Origin of the sequence: Tardiphaga sp. OK245 (assembly GCF_900108575.1) — a bacterium.
In the GTDB taxonomy this organism is placed as follows: domain Bacteria; phylum Pseudomonadota; class Alphaproteobacteria; order Rhizobiales; family Xanthobacteraceae; genus Tardiphaga; species Tardiphaga robiniae.
The window spans coordinates 1,181,628-1,198,776 of the sequence record NZ_FNWZ01000001.1; the positions used below are offsets into that span (position 1 = coordinate 1,181,628).

15 protein-coding genes and 1 tRNA gene are annotated in these 17,149 nt (G+C 61.1%); 7 read left to right on the forward strand and 9 right to left on the reverse strand.

Annotated elements, in window-relative coordinates; all coding sequences use genetic code 11:
• Nucleotides 1-198: 198 nt before the first annotated feature.
• A complete protein-coding gene (locus BLW80_RS05415; RefSeq protein ID WP_093757105.1) occupies nucleotides 199-603 on the forward strand; it encodes a DoxX family protein in 405 nt (134 codons plus the stop codon).
• Between the two features lie 144 nt (nucleotides 604-747).
• Here BLW80_RS05415 and BLW80_RS05420 read toward each other — a convergent pair whose 3' ends face one another.
• On the reverse strand, nucleotides 748-1,227 hold the full coding sequence (locus BLW80_RS05420) for an Lrp/AsnC family transcriptional regulator (protein ID WP_068730339.1): 480 nt from the start codon (nucleotides 1,225-1,227) through the stop codon (nucleotides 748-750).
• Between the two features lie 261 nt (nucleotides 1,228-1,488).
• On the opposite strand from BLW80_RS05420, the gene trxB reads away from it, so the two are divergent.
• Both trxB and BLW80_RS05430 read left to right on the forward strand, forming a co-directional pair.
• Complete coding sequence (trxB, locus tag BLW80_RS05425) at nucleotides 1,489-2,454, forward strand: thioredoxin-disulfide reductase (protein ID WP_093757106.1); 966 nt, start codon at nucleotides 1,489-1,491, stop codon at nucleotides 2,452-2,454.
• Between the two features lie 32 nt (nucleotides 2,455-2,486).
• Nucleotides 2,487-3,380 carry a LysR family transcriptional regulator gene (locus BLW80_RS05430; RefSeq protein ID WP_089266250.1) on the forward strand — a complete coding sequence of 298 codons (894 nt, stop codon included), beginning with the start codon at nucleotides 2,487-2,489 and terminating at the stop codon, nucleotides 3,378-3,380.
• Nucleotides 3,381-3,633: 253 nt separating this feature from the next.
• On the opposite strand, the gene BLW80_RS05435 is transcribed toward BLW80_RS05430, so the two are convergent.
• Nucleotides 3,634-5,967 (reverse strand): heavy metal translocating P-type ATPase, encoded by a 2,334-nt coding sequence (locus BLW80_RS05435; protein ID WP_093757107.1) that lies wholly within the window; start codon nucleotides 5,965-5,967, stop codon nucleotides 3,634-3,636.
• A gap of 100 nt (nucleotides 5,968-6,067) precedes the next feature.
• Between BLW80_RS05435 and BLW80_RS05440 the strand changes: the two genes are divergently transcribed.
• Both BLW80_RS05440 and BLW80_RS05445 read left to right on the forward strand, forming a co-directional pair.
• On the forward strand, nucleotides 6,068-6,343 hold the full coding sequence (locus BLW80_RS05440; protein ID WP_089266249.1) for a metal-sensitive transcriptional regulator: 276 nt from the start codon (nucleotides 6,068-6,070) through the stop codon (nucleotides 6,341-6,343).
• A gap of 266 nt (nucleotides 6,344-6,609) precedes the next feature.
• Nucleotides 6,610-8,997 (forward strand): EAL domain-containing protein, encoded by a 2,388-nt coding sequence (locus BLW80_RS05445; protein WP_093757108.1) that lies wholly within the window; start codon nucleotides 6,610-6,612, stop codon nucleotides 8,995-8,997.
• A 93-nt stretch (nucleotides 8,998-9,090) separates the two neighbouring features.
• Here BLW80_RS05445 and BLW80_RS05450 read toward each other — a convergent pair whose 3' ends face one another.
• From BLW80_RS05450 to BLW80_RS05460, 3 genes are all read right to left on the reverse strand, one after another.
• Nucleotides 9,091-9,771, reverse strand: a complete 681-nt coding sequence (locus BLW80_RS05450) for an AAA family ATPase (RefSeq protein ID WP_068728738.1) — start codon at nucleotides 9,769-9,771, stop codon at nucleotides 9,091-9,093.
• A 209-nt stretch (nucleotides 9,772-9,980) separates the two neighbouring features.
• On the reverse strand, nucleotides 9,981-10,352 hold the full coding sequence (locus BLW80_RS05455) for a hypothetical protein (protein WP_231079282.1): 372 nt from the start codon (nucleotides 10,350-10,352) through the stop codon (nucleotides 9,981-9,983).
• 174 nt (nucleotides 10,353-10,526) lie between these two features.
• The gene (locus BLW80_RS05460; protein WP_093757361.1) at nucleotides 10,527-10,778 is read right to left on the reverse strand and encodes a hypothetical protein; all 252 of its coding nucleotides are present in this window, start codon (nucleotides 10,776-10,778) and stop codon (nucleotides 10,527-10,529) included.
• 267 nt (nucleotides 10,779-11,045) lie between these two features.
• On the opposite strand from BLW80_RS05460, the gene BLW80_RS05465 reads away from it, so the two are divergent.
• Nucleotides 11,046-11,693 (forward strand): SGNH/GDSL hydrolase family protein, encoded by a 648-nt coding sequence (locus BLW80_RS05465; protein ID WP_093757110.1) that lies wholly within the window; start codon nucleotides 11,046-11,048, stop codon nucleotides 11,691-11,693.
• A 20-nt stretch (nucleotides 11,694-11,713) separates the two neighbouring features.
• On the opposite strand, the gene BLW80_RS05470 is transcribed toward BLW80_RS05465, so the two are convergent.
• The 4 genes from BLW80_RS05470 to BLW80_RS05485 form a co-directional block, all read right to left on the reverse strand.
• Nucleotides 11,714-11,944: a hypothetical protein gene (locus tag BLW80_RS05470; protein WP_089266247.1), complete on the reverse strand. Its 231-nt coding sequence runs from the start codon at nucleotides 11,942-11,944 to the stop codon at nucleotides 11,714-11,716.
• 263 nt (nucleotides 11,945-12,207) lie between these two features.
• A tRNA-His gene (locus BLW80_RS05475) sits at nucleotides 12,208-12,284 on the reverse strand.
• 151 nt (nucleotides 12,285-12,435) lie between these two features.
• A complete protein-coding gene (locus BLW80_RS05480) occupies nucleotides 12,436-12,870 on the reverse strand; it encodes a phasin (protein ID WP_068728746.1) in 435 nt (144 codons plus the stop codon).
• Between the two features lie 270 nt (nucleotides 12,871-13,140).
• Nucleotides 13,141-13,512: a phasin gene (locus tag BLW80_RS05485; protein ID WP_115033036.1), complete on the reverse strand. Its 372-nt coding sequence runs from the start codon at nucleotides 13,510-13,512 to the stop codon at nucleotides 13,141-13,143.
• Between the two features lie 366 nt (nucleotides 13,513-13,878).
• On the opposite strand from BLW80_RS05485, the gene BLW80_RS05490 reads away from it, so the two are divergent.
• The gene (locus BLW80_RS05490) at nucleotides 13,879-17,139 is read left to right on the forward strand and encodes a PAS domain-containing protein (protein ID WP_093757111.1); all 3,261 of its coding nucleotides are present in this window, start codon (nucleotides 13,879-13,881) and stop codon (nucleotides 17,137-17,139) included.
• Nucleotides 17,140-17,149: the final 10 nt, after the last annotated feature.

A 17,149-nucleotide genomic window follows, 5' to 3' on the forward strand; every position in this document is an offset into this window, starting at 1 on the left:
CAGCGCTCAACGCGAAACAAGAAAGCCGCGCATGATGCGCGGCTTTTTTTATTGTCCCCTGATTGCGGTATCCAGCCATCGCCACTCACGGAAACTTCTGGAATACTTCCACAGCTCACGTGTTTTCACACGAGAGTGACCAGCATTTTGCATTGCAGTAATGCTAGAAACGATGGTCATCACAGGGGGACTAATGACATGGACCAAGCCTTCGCTAAATTTCAGCCTGCTGCACTAAGTCTTTTCCGCTTCATCACCGGCCTGCTGTTGCTGCAGTATGGCATCGCCAAGATCTTCAAATTTCCGGTTCTGCCCTATTTCGCGAATATCCCGCCGTTGATCCAGGTCGCGGCAACGCTTGAACTCGTCGGCGGTGCGCTGCTGCTGCTCGGCCTGTTCACGCGCCCAGTTGCGTTCATCCTCGCCGGCGAAATGGCTTTCGCTTACTTCCTCGGTCACATGTTTAAAGGCGCGGATCCGGTTTTCCTGCCGCTGCTGAACGGCGGCACCGCTGCCATCCTGTTCTGCTTCTCCTGCCTCTATCTTGCGACGTCAGGCGGAGGCCCGATCAGCCTCGACGCGATACTGCGCAAGAAGAGCTGATTGAACGGTAGGATGGGTAGAGCGTCTTCGCGAAACCCATCGGTGCACACATTCAGGTGATGGGTTTCGCTTCGCTCTACCCATCCTACACAAAGAAAGGGCGCTGACTTCACGGTCAGCGCCCTTCGCTCTTAGAAAGTACTGCTAATCCGCAGCCCTCAGCTCGAGCGGCACGGCGGCTGCGTATTTCGAATTCTGCAAGACCAAGGACGTGCGGACGTTGCGGACATGCGGCGCGGCCGTGAGATGGCCGACGAAATCCTGGAAAGTTGCCATGTCGGGCGCCACGCATTTCAGGATGAAATCGATCTCGCCCGATAGCATCCAGCACTCCCGCACCAAAGGCTCCTTGCGGACGAAATCCTCGAACGCCTTGAGATCGGCATCGGCCTGACTCGACAGGTGGACCGAGGCAAACACGGTAACGTCGAAACCGAGCAATCGGGGATCCAGCAACCCGCGGTAGCCCTGGATATAGCCAGCCTCTTCCAGGGTCCGTACCCGGCGCAGGCAGGGCGGCGGCGAGATGCCAACGCGCTTGGCGAGTTCCACATTGGTGATTCGGCCGTCGGCCTGGATTTCGCTGAGAATTTTGAGGTCGATGTCGTCTAGGCTTTTCGGCACGCGGCGCGGATCCTGGCTGGTATTCAAACAAACCGTTTGAACTCTCTTAGCGCAGGAGCCGCGACTTGCGCAATTTTATTGCGCGTGCATCGCAGAAATTAAGTGTCTCCGGGGGAAAAATTGCCGGGACGAATTGCAATTCTTGCATGGCTCGCCAGATATTCTACACTAGCAGACAAGACTTTCGACGCCGCAGCGACGTGTTCGCCGGCACATTTCGCCTCAGCAATGACCAATTTCCCTTCAGAAAGGGACTCGACCATGGCCGCCCCCATCCATGCCAAAGTCGTCATCATCGGCTCAGGCCCGGCTGGCTACACTGCCGCTATCTACGCCGCACGCGCGATGCTCGAGCCCGTCCTGATCCAGGGGATTCAGCCTGGCGGCCAGCTGACCATCACCACGGATGTCGAGAACTATCCGGGCTTCGCCGACGTCGTCCAGGGGCCTTGGCTGATGGAGCAGATGGAGAAGCAGGCGCATCATGTCGGCACCAAGATCGTCACCGATCTGGTCAGTGACATGGATCTAAGCCAGCGTCCGTTCCGCCTGACCTGCGACAGCGGCGATGTCTATCTCGCCGAAACCGTGATCCTGGCCACCGGCGCGCAGGCGCGGTGGCTCGGCATCCCGTCGGAAGAGAAATTCCAGGGCGGCGGCGTATCCGCCTGTGCCACCTGCGACGGATTCTTCTATCGCAACAAGGAAGTGATCGTAGTCGGCGGCGGCAACACGGCCGTCGAGGAAGCTTTGTTCCTGACCAATTTCGCCTCGCAGGTCACCATCGTGCATCGCCGCGACCATTTCCGCGCCGAACGCATCCTCCAGGAGCGATTGTTCAAGCACCCGAAGATCAAGGTGGTCTGGGACTCGGCGCTCGATGAGATCTGCGGCACCGAAGGCCCGGCCAAGGTCACCCATGTGCGCCTGAAGAACGTCAAGACCGGCGCCATCACTCAGGTGTCAGCTGACGGCGTCTTCATTGCCATCGGCCACGCGCCCGCGACCGAACTCATCAAGGGCCAGATCAAGCTGAAGCCCTCGGGCTATGTCGAAGTGGCTCCGAATTCCACCGCAACCTCGATGCCCGGCGTGTTCGCCGCCGGCGACGTGGCGGATGAAACCTATCGGCAGGCGGTCACCGCCGCCGGCATGGGCTGCATGGCCGCCCTCGAAGCCGAACGCTATCTTGCCGCGCATGCTCATGACCGCGCAGCGGCCGAATGATGATCAAACGAACCCGCGACGGATTTACAGATATGGACTGGGACAAGCTGAAGGTGTTTCACGCGGCGGCGGAAGCGGGGAGCTTCACGCATGCAGGCGAGCAACTGGGCCTGTCGCAATCGGCAGTCTCACGACAGGTGAGCGCGCTTGAGCAGGAACTGGCGGTCTCGCTGTTCCACCGCCACGCCCGCGGCCTGATCCTCACCGAACAGGGCGACCTGCTGTTCCGCACCGCCCATGATGTGTTCATGCAGCTCCAGGCGGCCCGCGCAAAGCTGACCGACAGCCGCGAGCGGCCGAGCGGCGACCTCAAGGTCACCACTACCCCGGGCGTCGGCATCAACTGGCTGATCCCGCGCCTTGGCGAGTTCACCGCGCTCTATCCGGAAATCCGCATTTCTCTGATCGTCACCGACGAGGAACTCGACCTGTCGATGCGCGAAGCCGATGTGGCCATCCGCACCCGCAAGCCGACCCAGCCGGACCTGATCCAGCGCAAGCTGTTCGCCATGGGATTCCACGCTTATTGCTCGCCGGAATATATCAAGCATTTCGGCACCCCGCGCACCCTCGACGAACTCGACGGGCACCGCATCATCATGCTCAGCGACGCCCAGGTGTCCCCGCACCTGCAAAACCGCAGCTGGCTGATCGATGCCGGGCGCAACGGCTCCGGCCCGCGCGAACCCTACTTCAAGGTCAACAATATTCTGGGCCTGATGCGCGCCTGCCAGCAGGGCTTGGGCATTGCAGCATTGCCGGACTACCTGGTCGAAGAAAACGATCGTCTGGTTCAGCTCTTCAGTGAGTCGGACTCGATTCAACTCGACACTTATTTTGTCTATCCCGAAGAGTTGAAGACGGTCGCCCGTGTGCAGGTGTTCCGCGACTTCATCGTCAGCAAGGCGCAGCGCTGGCCGTCCTAACCCGCAATATTTCAGGGCAGATATGCCCACGCTTCCCAGCATGTCAGACATGCCAAGTGATGCGTTGCTGCATGCCACCTTCAGGGATCATACTTCTCAGACGCTGAGATTTTGCGCTGCGCATTTGTCCCCCTCCTCCAGTGGTGCGAAGTCTCAGTAATCCCTCTTGGAAGGTGATTGTGTCGGCCTCTCGAGGCCAATACCTCAGAGCCGGACTCGTTTGAGTCCGGCTTTTTTTTGCGCCCGCGAACTGTCAGTCCAGCTTCACTTTCGCCAGCCGGAGCGCATTCCCGATCACGCTCACCGAGGACAGCGCCATCGCTGCAGCGCCGAGCATCGGCGACAGCAGGATGCCGAAGATCGGATACAGCACACCGGCCGCAATCGGCACGCCGGCCGCATTGTAGATGAAGGCGAAAATCAGATTCTGACGGATATTGCTCATCACAGCCTTTGATAGTTCGCGCGCGCGCACCAGCCCCATCAGATCGCCGGTCAGCAGTGTCACGCCAGCACTCTCGATCGCCACATCGGTGCCGGTCCCCATGGCGATGCCGACATCCGCAGCAGCCAGCGCAGGTGCATCGTTGACGCCATCGCCAACCATGGCGACCCGGCGGCCTTCGCCGCGCAGACGTGTGACCACGTCACTCTTGCGCTCCGGCAACACACCCGCCTCGACCTCATCGATACCCAGTGTCTTTGCGACGGCTTTAGCCGTCGTCGCATTGTCGCCGGTGAGCATGACGATGCGCAGGCCGTCGGCGCGCAGCTTCTTCAACGCGTCCTGCGCCGATGGCTTCACGGGATCGGCGATCGCCATCACGCCGGCAACGCTGCCATCAATGGCCACGAAGATGGCAGTCGCACCGTTCTGCCGCGCCAGCTCGGCGACACCGTCGGAGCGCGTCGTGTCCACTTTCAATTCGTCCATCAGCATCGCATTGCCCAGCGCAACGCGCTTGCCATTGACCACACCCGACGCACCTTTGCCGGATGGCGAGGCGAAGTCACTGGCATCGCTCAGCACCACATTGCGTTGCTTTGCTTCATTGACGATGGCTTGCGCCAACGGATGCTCGCTGGAACGTTCGATACTTGCCGCAAGTTGCAGAATATCGCTTTCGTTGAACCCTTCCGCCGGCGTGATGCTCACCAGTTTCGGCTTGCCTTCCGTCAGCGTACCCGTCTTGTCGATCACAATGGTGTCGATGCTTTCCAGCCGCTCCAGCGCCTGCGCGTCACGCACCAGAATGCCGGCTTGGGCACCGCGACCGACGCCGACCATGATCGACATGGGCGTTGCGAGACCGAGCGCGCAGGGGCACGCGATGATCAGCACAGTGACCGCAGCAACAAGCGCGAACGAGAGCCGCGGCTCCGGGCCAAACATCGCCCAGGCCACAAATGCCAGAATGGCAGCAACCAACACGGCCGGCACGAACCAGCCGGCGACACGATCAGCGAGACGCTGGATCGGCGCACGCGAGCGCTGCGCCTTGGCGACCATCTCGACAATGCGCGACAACATCGTATCGCGGCCGATCTTGTCGGCCCGCAGCACGAGGCCGCCGCTCTGATTGACGGTGCCGCCTATGACGCGCGCGCCTTCGGCCTTGCTCACCGGCATGGACTCGCCGGTGACCATGGATTCATCCACCGACGAACGCCCCTCGGTAACGACGCCATCGACGGGAATTTTCTCGCCCGGCCTCACCCGCAACAAATCGCCGATGGCGATGGCGTCGAGGGCGACGTCCTCATCACCGTCCTTGCCGATGCGCCGCGCGGTCTTCGGTGCAAGACCGAGCAGCGCGCGGATCGCACCTGATGTCTGATTGCGCGCACGCAGCTCGAGCACTTGTCCGAGCAAAACGAGCACGGTGATGACAGCAGCGGCTTCGAAATAGACCGCCACAGCACCGTGATGGTCACGGAACGTGTCGGGAAACAAACCGGGCGCGAAGGTCGCAACGACGCTGTAGATCCACGCCACACCGGTGCCCATGGCGATCAGCGTGAACATGTTGAGATTGCGCGTTACCACCGAGCGCCATCCACGTTCGAAGAACGGTGCGCCGGCCCACAGCACCACGGGTGTCGCCAGCACCAACGAGATCCAGTTCGATATGGTCTGCGATACCAGTTGCATCAGGCCGAGATGCGCGCCCATCTCCAGCACGAACACGGGCAATGTCAGTGCCAGCGCGATCCAGAAGCGCCGAGTCATGTCGATCAGTTCAGGATCGGGCTTGTCGTCGAGCGAGACCTGCTCCGGCTCCAGCGCCATGCCGCAGATCGGACAGCTCCCGGGTCCTTCCTGACGGATCTCCGGGTGCATCGGGCAGGTATAGATAGTGCCGGCTGGCGCGGGCGGCGCGGGCTCCTTCGGCTTCAGGAAACTTTCGGGATCGGCGTTGAAACGCTCGCGACAGCGCGCGCTGCAGAAGAAATACTCATGGCCCTGATAGATCAGGCGGTTCTTGGCGGTCGCGGGATCGACGGTCATGCCGCAGACCGGATCGAGCACTTTGGTCGGCGCAGCCTCGGCGTGATGGTGACCATGCGAACAGCATGCGCCATGCATGTGACCGGCATGGGCATCGTGCCCCGTATGCGTGTGAGTTGTCTCTGCCACCGTGACCTCGCCTCTTGAAACATATACCCTATGGGGGTATATGGACCTCATGCGCAGCGAGATCAAGACGTCCTGTTTAAAACGCCTCAAACGGATCGAAGGCCAGGTCCGCGGCTTGGCCGGCATGGTCGAGGCCGACCGCTATTGCATCGATGTGGTTACGCAGATCGCCGCGGCCCGCGCAGCGTTGCGACGCGTCGAGGAAGAGATCCTGCGCGACCATGTCGCGCATTGCGTTGAGCACGCGATCTCGTCAGGCGACAAGGCCGATCAACGCCGCAAGATTGCCGAGTTGATGGACGTGGTCAGCCGCGTCGACCGGTGACGCGAATGCGACGTGCGGGCACGATGTTAGAAGACGGTTGATCAGTCGTTACGGTTTTTGCCCGGTGAGGGTGGCGCTGAAATGCGACCACACCTTTAGGTCATCAAGGGCCGGCGAATATCCGCAAAATTTACGACTGGATAAGCATGCGCAGCGATAGCGCACGGGGCGATCTAATAGCGCCGATCGCCGGTATTTACGTGTCTTTACGTACTTATATCTAACGTCCCGCGCAATTGCGGTAATCCCGCTCGCGGTATCTGTACATGCTTCCGATCTATAACTGCATCGCCAATGCCCATGATTTCAGGCTCGTCGGACTCGCGGCCATCATCTGCGCGATCGCGTCCCTCGCTGCTATCAACCTGCTCCGTCATGCGCGAAGCGCCACAGGCCAGATGCGCCTCGTCTGGCTCGCGGTATCCGCGATCTCCACGGGCTTCGGCATCTGGGCCACGCATTTCGTAGCGATGCTGGCGTTCTCGCCGGGGATGCCGAGCGGCTACAATATCGTACTTACGGTCGTCTCGCTGATCGCCGCGCTGCTGCTGACCGGCGCCGGCCTTGCCGTGTCGTTGATCCCGAATTTTCGTGCCGGCCTCTGGATCGGCGGCGCCGTCGTCGCGGGCGGCATCGCGGCGATGCATTACACCGGCATGGCCGCCTTCGAACTTCAAGCGCGCATCGACTGGGATATGACGCTCGTCATCGTCTCGATCGTATTGGGAGCCGTGCTCGGTGCGATCGCGCTTCCGGTAGGGTTGCATGGCACCAACCTGCGCTGGAAGATCAGCGGCGCGCTGCTGCTAACGCTCGCGATCTGCAGTCACCATTTCACGGCGATGAGCGCGGTCACGATCACCCCGGATCCGACCATCGCCGTCTCGCCGCTCACCATCCCCGCCGGATGGCTCGCACTTGGCGTCTCATTGATCAGCTTCGCCATCATTGGCCTGGCGCTGGCCGGCATCGTGCTGGATATCCGTGATCACCGCCGCTCTGATCTCGAAGCCGACCGCATGCGCGGACTCGCCAATGCCGCCGTCGAAGGCCTGCTGGTGTGCGACGGCGACGCGATCGTCACGGTCAACACGTCCTTCGCCGCGCTGGCGGGATCGTCCGCTGAATTGCTGATTGGCGGGCATCTGCAAGACTGCTTGCCCGATGGCGATACGCGGACTCAGATCATGAGCCAGCCTGACAAATCGGTGGAAGCGAATCTGCGACAGCGCAACGGCCAGACGATCCCAGTTGAATTGATCCTGCGTGGAATCGACTTTGCGGGGAAGCCACATCAGGTCATCGCCGTACGTGACCTCCGCGAACGCAAGCAGGCCGAACAGCACATCCGCTATCTCGCCCACTACGACTCCCTGACCGGACTACCCAATCGCGGCACTTTCCATGATCGAATCGATCAGGAGATTGCGACACTATCCAAGGACCGCTCGCTCGCCGTACTCGCTTTGGATCTCGATCAGTTCAAGCAGGTCAATGACCTGTTCGGCCACGCCGCCGGCGACAAGGTCCTCAAGAGCGTAACGGCACGCATCACCGCCCTGCTTGGCGAAGGCGAGATGATGGCGCGTCTTGGCGGCGACGAGTTCGCCATTCTCTTGCCGAACCTGACCTCGCCCGCAGCTGCGAGTCAGTTCGCCGACAGGATACTGGAAGCATTCCGGAGCAAGGATGCCACCTTCGAACTCGGCAGCGTCACCGCCAGTGTCGGCATCGCACTCTGCCCAGACGACTCCAGTGATCGCGACACGTTGCTCGCTTGCGCCGACACCGCGCTCTACCGTGCCAAATCCGAAGGACGCGCGACCTGGCGCTTCTTCGAACCTGCAATGGGGGAAGCCGTGCGCGACCGCCGGCTGCTCGAACACGATCTGCGCAACGCCATCGATGCCAATCAGCTGAAAGTGGTCTATCAGCCCCAGGGCACCATGGAGTCGGGCCGTGTGATCGGCTTCGAGGCACTGCTGCGCTGGAACCATCCCGTCCGCGGCAATATTCGCCCCGACATCTTCATTCCGATTGCGGAAGACACCGGCGCCATTCTCGGCATCGGCGAATGGGTGCTGCGCGCCGCCTGCCGTGAAGCGGCGACGTGGAAGCATCCGTTGACCATCGCGGTCAATGTCTCGGCGGTTCAGATCCACCACGATAGCTTTGTCGCAACCGTCCATGAGGTCTTGCTGGAAACCGGCCTGCCCCCGCATCGGCTCGAACTGGAGATCACCGAGACTGCGCTGATCCGCGACTTCGATCGCGCATTGCTGACACTCCGCCGGATCAAGGCGCTCGGCGTTCACATCGCCATGGATGATTTCGGCACCGGCTACTCGTCGCTGTCGAACCTGCGCGCATTCCCTTTCGACAAGATCAAGATCGACGGATCGTTCATCAGGTCGGTGAACACCAACAGCCAAGCAGCAGCAATCGTGCGCGCCGTCCTCGGCCTCGGCCGCGGGCTTGGGCTGCCGGTGCTCGCCGAAGGCGTGGAAACCGAAGCGGAGTTCGCATTCCTGCGCGACGAGAAATGCGACGAGGCGCAGGGCTATCTGCTCGGCCGTCCGGCTGACATAGACAATTTCCGTGAGGTCACCCAAGGGGTGACCTCGCCCGCCGGAGATATCGCCATTTCAGCATAGGCGTGAACACCCCACCGTCGCGGTCATACCAACGACAAAAAACGCGCGAAAGTCTCGCGCGCTTTTTCTGGGGTCAAAAGAGCAGAACGGCTATCAGGCCGCCTGCTTGTGCATCGCGCCGGTCGCCGATCCGTTGCCGCGAATAGCCTTGATCGAACGTTCGATCGCCGCCCATAGCTTCCCGATCTCGCTGGCTGCGCGACCTTCTGCCTGATATTCGCGGGCGCCTTCGCCGTTGCCAAGCGCGAGCAGGAGATCTGCACGGTTGGTGATCTGACCGGACCACACCGGAGCCTTGAACTTGGCGAGCGCTTCGCGGGCGATCGTCACGATACGGCTTTCGGAATCGTCACGGCGTGCCGGCGCACCGTTGATGACAACCGCATAGGGCTTGCGGGCCGAACGGCAGGACTGGATCGTCGCCTGCACCGCGTCGACGTCGAACACGCCGGGACGCGCAGGAATGATCACCATGGTCGCGTTCTTGATGGCATCGTCGACCACAGCCGATGTGTTCGGCGGCGTGTCGATGAACACCCATTCAAAACCGTCACGCTTCGCGGCGGCAACCATTTCGGTCACGCTGCGATTTGCGATCTTCAGCGGCGGTTCATTTGTTCCCCGCAGCTTGTGCCACAGCGTCAACGAACCCTGCGGATCCGCGTCGATGAGCAAGCAAGGCTTCGTTGATTTATGAACTTGAGCAGCAAGATGTGCAGCCAGGGTACTCTTCCCCGAGCCGCCTTTACGCGATGCGAAAACTATGACGTTCATATGTTGGCCTCCAGATTGACCCCAGGAGGCGAAAATGAATCAGTCTGCTGATTCGTTAAAGTCATATTTACGCGTAATTCAAGGATATGTGCCTGATTTGTTTGGAATGTTGGTTTTTGAGTCACACAGTGCGGCGCAACAGGCCCGAAATGAGTCAGGTGTAGTACGCTTGTCGCCACTTTGTCGCACTCTGGTATCAAGTCAGGCGCTCAAATCTTGCTATCAGCGCCGTTGGAACGAGTTGAGTCCGGACCTTCGATAGCAATTCCCTTCGCGCGCTGACGTTCGATCCACTTTCGCTCAAGCCAACCGAGAAACTGCGCCACCGGTTTTTCCAGCGGCGGAATATCCTGCGCGATGAGGATGAGTCCGAGCGGCAGCATCCAGAGGCCGAGTACAGGAAGAATGCTGAAAATTCCGCCGATAATCAGCAAAATGCCAAGCGGGAATCGCACGAGCTTCGATGAGGGCTTGCGCAACCAACCTACAAATCGAGCCGGTCGGGGCGGAAGTTTCGTTTCGAACCAGGCCAAATGCCGATTGAGTTCGGCCTTGTAGTCAATATTGGTTTCGCTGCTCAAAATGACGCTCCTCGTGGTCTGGAGATGTTGTTTCGTGTCGTGATACCCAACGTGTCAGTTTGTCACGGGTTCACTTTTTTGCCACGATCGATGGCGTCACGGTGCAGCGACTCGGCGAGATCACGCCGTTCTGCATGCTGACTAAACGTCCATTCACATGAAAGCGAAGCCTGATCAGCTCGAGCGAGTTGGTTTTTTCGCCCTTCGCGACTTGACCGCGGGCTTGCGCACGCTGGCCGGCGTTGCCCGAAAGAATTGCGCGCAGCCCGGGCTCAATTGCGCCCGCTTCTGGATCATGCAGGCTGTCACGCGATCGACATCGGGAATGGCTGAGCTGCAGAGCCGAAAGGCATCGCCGGTGCAGAGCTGTTGCTGATCCTCGGTATAGGCTTGCGACGGCGTCGCCAAGAACGACGCGCCGATCATGAGTGACATGGCAAGCGACCCGCTCAAAATCCCTGGACGTACCGACATTAGTCCCCCCTGGTTGCACGTTATCGTGGGAGTGTCGGAGACGATTGCCAGCTTGGCAAGGTGGACGTGACGGGGATCGGGCTTGCCTTCGCGCCGGCCCTGTAGTTTCTCCCGGACATCGCGGCGCCGTTGCCCCGTCGCGACCTCGTGCGAGAGACGGTCCAAGATGAACAGTGAGACAAAAGCGATACTCCGAACCTGCGCGGGCGGTCCACGATCATGAACTGGACCCGTATTGGCATTATCGGCTTCGTGGGGTTGTGCGGCTGGGCGGCATGGCCCAAAGGAAATGACGCGACGCCGCCGCGCCCACTTCTGATCAGGGCAGCATTGAAACAGGTCGATGATCCCGTCATCATCCTCGGCGACAGTATCGTCAAACGCGCAACCTTCCCCCGTGCCGTCTGCGGTCGGCCCATCGTCAATGCCGGAATCGACGGATCGACGACATCGAGCGGTCTCGATGCCATGCTGACAAAAGCACTTGGTGGGAAACAGGCCGCCATGGTCGTCGTCTCCCTCGGACTCAATGATGCTGCGGTCCCTGTGAACGCGGACTCATACAGGACCAACTATCTCGCTTTGCTCGCGACGCTGAAATCCACGGCTCCACGAATGGCCATCGCGACGGTGACACCTGTTGAAGCCGGCAAATCCGATAGCGCGCGCATCAACGACCGGGCGATCGACAGCTACAACGCGTTGCTGCCAACCATCGCGGGCGATGCTGGCGCGAGCCTTGTCACCATCCCGTCCATGCCAGCGAAATACACAACCGATGGCATCCACCTGAATGATGCCGGCTATGCCATCTGGACCAAGGCGGTTCTCGGCGGGGTCAGCGACGTCCTCTGCAAAGGCAAGTAACAACAACCCAGAAAACCGCATCAGGCCTCATTGACGCCAACGCCGCGCTCATCAAGGAGCTGCTGCCCTTTCAACGTGATCCTAAATTTCGGCCCCGCTGCCGGCTTGGCTTGATCGATTACCTCGACAAGCCCTTGAGCAATCAGCCCGTCAAGCACGGCACGTTTTTCGGCATTGAGATCGGGCCCAGAGGCGCGCGCGATGTCGCACATCATCGCAATAGCGGTATTGCTGATATCAGCGTCGATCATGATTGCCTCCCTGTCGTTGGGAAGCCAACGGAACGATGGCAATCGAGTTCCACGACCGGCCTGGCGGAAGCACGCGGGCTTTACGACGTCGAGTTGCCCGAAGGCGGGCTGTTCGTGCCCAAGCCCTACAGCCCCGAGCAGATCGTGGGCACGCTGAATGATCTGACCGGCGCGCCGGCATTGCCGGCCCGACCCAAGCGGTCAGACATTGTCGTAGCCCAAAGCAACGGCCACGCTCGAATCGGCTAAATGATTGATTTGTATGGTACAGTTGGGTGGTCTCGAACCACCGACCTCCTGCTCCACAAACAGGCGCTCTAACCAACTGAGCTACAACTGCATCCTGACCGGCCCCAAAATCAGGGGGTCCCGAACAGGCGGGAAACTAGGTGCAACGCATCACTTTGGCAAGGCCGCGATGATGATTTTTGGCGCAAACAAAAGCCCGGGCTTGCGGCCCGGGCTTTCGATTATTTGGCGGTGCGATCGGCTCAGGCGGCCGGCTGGAACAGCTTCGAAGCGCCGGTCTTGATCGGTTCGGCGGTCTCGGTGGCGATCTTCTGGCCGAGTTCGGCCAGCTGTTTGGTCTGACCCGTGAAGGTTTCAACCTGGCTGCGCGCAAAAGCGGTCCACAGCTCCATCGCCTGCGACGGCGACTTCACGCCGATCAGCGACTGGGCGAAGTCAAAACCCGCATTGGTGTTGGTCTTGGCAATGTCGAGCAGCTTGGCCGAATATTCGGCAGCGCCCTTGGTGGCCGTGCCGAACACAGCTTCAACCGTGCTGTTATGGGTCTCGGCAGCGTCCTTGAACTTGGCATAACCCTCGCGCGCCTGCGAGACGCCCTTTTCGGCGAATGCGCGGACCTGCTCCGGCACCTGGAACGGGATAACGGAAGATGAGAACGGATCGGTCGATTCGGCCATAGCGTGCATCCTTCGTGGTGGGGGGTGAAATCAATAAACCCGTGGAGGCTGCGAAAGGCACCGGTGCCTTTCATCAGCTGGCGGGAAACAGAGCGGCATCGCCATCGGCGATGCGTCATTGTGGTTACCGCAATATCATGTCGGAATTGTGCGGCGCAACAGAATATTGCACCGCAGAATCGCATGAGACCCGGATCGAATGCGCGCCCACGTCATGGAACTCGCTAGATATCAATCACTGATTGCATAGCGGAGAGCGCAGGGAGCCGGTCAGCTCTTAGGCTTGGCGGCGTCCATGGCAGCGCGGCTCATGATCTGGCCCATTTCGCTGGCCTGCTCTGCCAGCGACTTCATCTGCGACTGCACGTATTCGCTGTGGAGCCGCATGACGTCGCCGAGATCCTTGGCGTGCAGCAGCTGCTGGGCATAATCCAGCGACGCGGCGACGTTCTTCTCGGCATAGGCGATGGCCTTGGTGCTGACATCCTTGGCGCCGGCGCGCACGGTCTCACCGCGGTTTTCGATCGACGACGCCGTGCTCTGGGCGCTGGCCAGAAACTTCTCGAATGCCTGCTTGGCTTGGTCGAAGCTGGCTTCGGCCATTGCGCGCATTTCCTTCGGAATTTCGAATTGGTCGGTCATGTCCCGCTCCATTTTGCATTGACGAAGCCGTCCACGGCCCCGTCTCCCGTGTCGCCCACTGCAATCTAGCCGAGCTTGGCATCGCCGATGTGACGCGGCGTCCCGTCCTCGTCCGATCCCATCGTGGACCTTTGTTTTTGTTTTGCAACTGCCAACGCATGGCCCAGCCCCTCCGTTCGGCAGAATGCCGAACCCTCGGAGCGGATTAACGTTATTGCTGCTTTGGCCTGCTGGAATGGGCGGGGGACGTGGACCTGCGCGTCCGCGCGGGCGATACTAACGAATTATTAAGGATGTCATCGTTTGGCCCGCAATCTGTGACGCGGATACCGGACGGGCGCCCAACGAGTCAGTCATGAAGTGCCGATGAACAATGCGGATTTTCAGTTGCGGGGCGTTGGCGATGCACGGCTGGCCGTACACGCCACCAGCAACCAGCCGGTCTGGCTGTGGTCGCGCGACGGCACCCGTGTGCTGTGGGCCAATCCGGTCGGTGCGCGACTGTTCGGCGCCCGTAATGCAGCGGACCTGTTTGCCAGGACTTTCGGCCCCGCCGATACCCATCGCCGCCAGATAGCCCAGCTCGGCTCACGGCTGCCGGCCAGTGGCGCAATGCGGCTGGAGCGCCTACGCGGCTTCGGCGCGGCGCTGGGCAGTTTGATGACCTGCGCCTGCTCGCAGCTTGAATTTCCCGATGGCGGCAGCGGCATTCTCGTTGTCGCAGCGGAGCCGCTCGGTGGCCGCGGCATGCCGCTGGTCGAACGTCTGCAAAATCTCGTCGAGGGAATCGACACTCCTATCGCCGCCTTTGCACGCGACGGCCTGTTCGTCGGCGCCAACGAAATGGCTCGGGCGCTGCTTGGTTTTCGCAATCTCTCCGATGCCGGCCTCGATCATGCGCGCGACGGCGCGCTGAAGGACGGCCGCATCGAAACACCTATCGGCTTTGGCCGCATGGTACTGCAGCGCGTGGGCAGTGGCGCCGATGTCGGACTGGTGGCGCTGATCGCGCCGGGCGCTGTGCATCCGGCGCCGAGCGAAGAAGAACTCGAGGCTCCGGCAGAGCCGGAAGCCAGCGTTGAACCACAGAGCGCCCTTGCAGAACCGAGTGACCTGTTTGTCGAATTCGATGAGGCCACCGGGGCAAAAGACCCGAGCGAAAACGCTATCGACATCGACGCTCCGATCGAGCCGGAAAAAGCCGAGATCGATCGCGACGTACATCTCGAAGAGGTGATCGCCGAAACCATCGCACATGCCGACGCACCGACTGAGACTGATGCGCAGACGCCGACCGTCGAAGCCGTTGCCGACCAACCTGCGTCCGTCGCGCTGCCCGAGATCGAACCGCGCACGACACCGCTCCGTTTCGTATGGCAGATCGATGCGGAGAAGCGTTTCACACTGAACTCCGACGAGTTCATCCACCTGATCGGCCCACGCACAGCGGCAAGCTTTGGCCACAAGTGGAACGATCTGACAGCCGAATTCAATCTCGATCCGGACAGCCACGTCGTCAAGGCGATGGCCACGCAGCAGACATGGAGTGGCATCACGCTGCTCTGGCCGGTGGACGGCGGTGGCCGCCTGCTTGTCGAACTCTCTGGCCTGCCGCTGTTCGATCGCGAGCGCAATTTCACCGGCTATCGCGGTTTCGGCGTTTGCCGTGACCTCGATGGAATGACGCGGCTCGCCGAGCAACGTCGACATGATCACATCGGCGATCCACCGCCCCGACCATTATCCGCCGATGTCGCGCAGGCGGGCCCTGTCGGCGACAGTCTCGATGAACCGATTGCCCTCACCACCAACCCGATACCAGAACAGACACCACCGCCAACCACACCGGACAGCACCGTGCAACCACCCGAGAACGTCGTGCCATTTCGACCAGGCGATCCCAGATCGCCGGCACTGACGCCTGTCGAGAATAGCGCCTTCAACGAGCTTGCGCGGCAATTGTCGGCGCGGCTTGAGTCGGAGACGGGACTGATCACGAGCACGAACACACCCGAAGCGGACAGCGAGACGGACGATGCACCGACGGCTACCCAGACCTTGTCTCAGCCAACTGAAGCGGCGTCACAGGCTGCCTGGCTGACAACGCCACCGGCTGCACCACGCGGCGAGATGATGCGCGACAAGATGCTGCTCGACCTGATGCCGGTCGGCGTCCTGATCTATCGCCTCGATCGCCTGCTATTCGCCAATCCCGCCTTCCTCGCCCGGATGAACTATCCGAGCCTGAACGCACTGGAAGAAGCGGGTGGCCTCGATGCGCTCTATGTCGGAGCTGATGTCTCTTCTGCGGCCAGCACCTCCGATGACGGCACCGCCGTCACGATTTCGGGCGGTGACCAGTCCGGCAACACAGTGCCTGCCGAAGCGCGCCTGTACACGATTTCATGGGACAACGAACCGGCGCATGCGCTGATTTTCGCTCCGCCCAAGGCAGAGCCTGTCGCCGCCCCTGTTACGATCGCTGCGCCCGTTGCGGACGCGCCATTGCCCGCTGGCCATATCGATGCCGAAGATCTGGCCACGATCCTCGATACCACGGCCGAAGGCGTCATCATGTTCGACGCCGAAGGCAACATCAATTCCTGCAACCGCAGCGCCGAGGCGCTGTTCGGCTATAGCGGCGAATTACTGACGCAGCGGAATCTGACCGACCTCTTCGCAGCAGAAAGCCGCCGGGTGGTGCAGGACTATCTCGCAAGCGTCAAAGAATCCGGCGTAGCCAGCCTGATGGATCGTGGCCGTGAGGCCCTGGGCCAGGTGCGCGCCGGCGGCCTCGTGTCGCTGTCGATGACCATCGGCCGCACGCGCACGGATGGACCGAACTTCTTTGCCGTGTTCCGCGACCTGACGCAGACGAAGAAGACCGAAACCGAACTGCTGAATGCGCGCCGCCAGGCCGATCGTGCGGCAACGGCCAAGGCGGATGTGCTGGCGCGGATCAGCCACGAGGTCCGTACACCGCTGAATGCCATCATCGGCTTCGCGGAAGTGATGGTCGACCAGCGCTTCGGCCCACTCGGCAACGAGCGCTATGTCGAATACATGAAAGACATTCGCGCCTCGGGCGAACGCGTCATCGCGATCGTCAACGATCTGCTCGATCTGTCACGCATCGAGACCGGAAAGATCGACCTCGCTTTCACCACGCAGAACCTCAACGAGATGGTGGAGCAATGCGTTGCGGTGATGCAGCCGCAAGCCAATCGTGGCCGCATCATCATCCGCACCTCGCTGGCCCATCTGCTGCCGACCGTCGTCGCCGACGCCCGTGCGCTGCGGCAGATCACGCTGAATCTGATCGGCAACTCGATCCATCTCGCCAATGCCGGCGGTCAGGTGATCGTCTCCACCGCATTGTCGGACTTCGGTGAGATCGTACTGCGCGTCCGCGACACCGGTCACGGCCTCAACGACAACGAACTCGCCGCCGCGATGGAGCCGTTCCGGAGTTCGACGCCGGCGGATTCTTCGGAGAGTTCGGGCGTCAGCCTGTCGCTGACCAAAGCCCTCGTCGAAGCCAACAACGCGCGCTTCCAGATCAAGACCGCGCCGAGCTCGGGCACGCTGATCGAGGTGGCATTTTCGAATGCGGCGATGAAGGCCTGAGCGGCCTTCA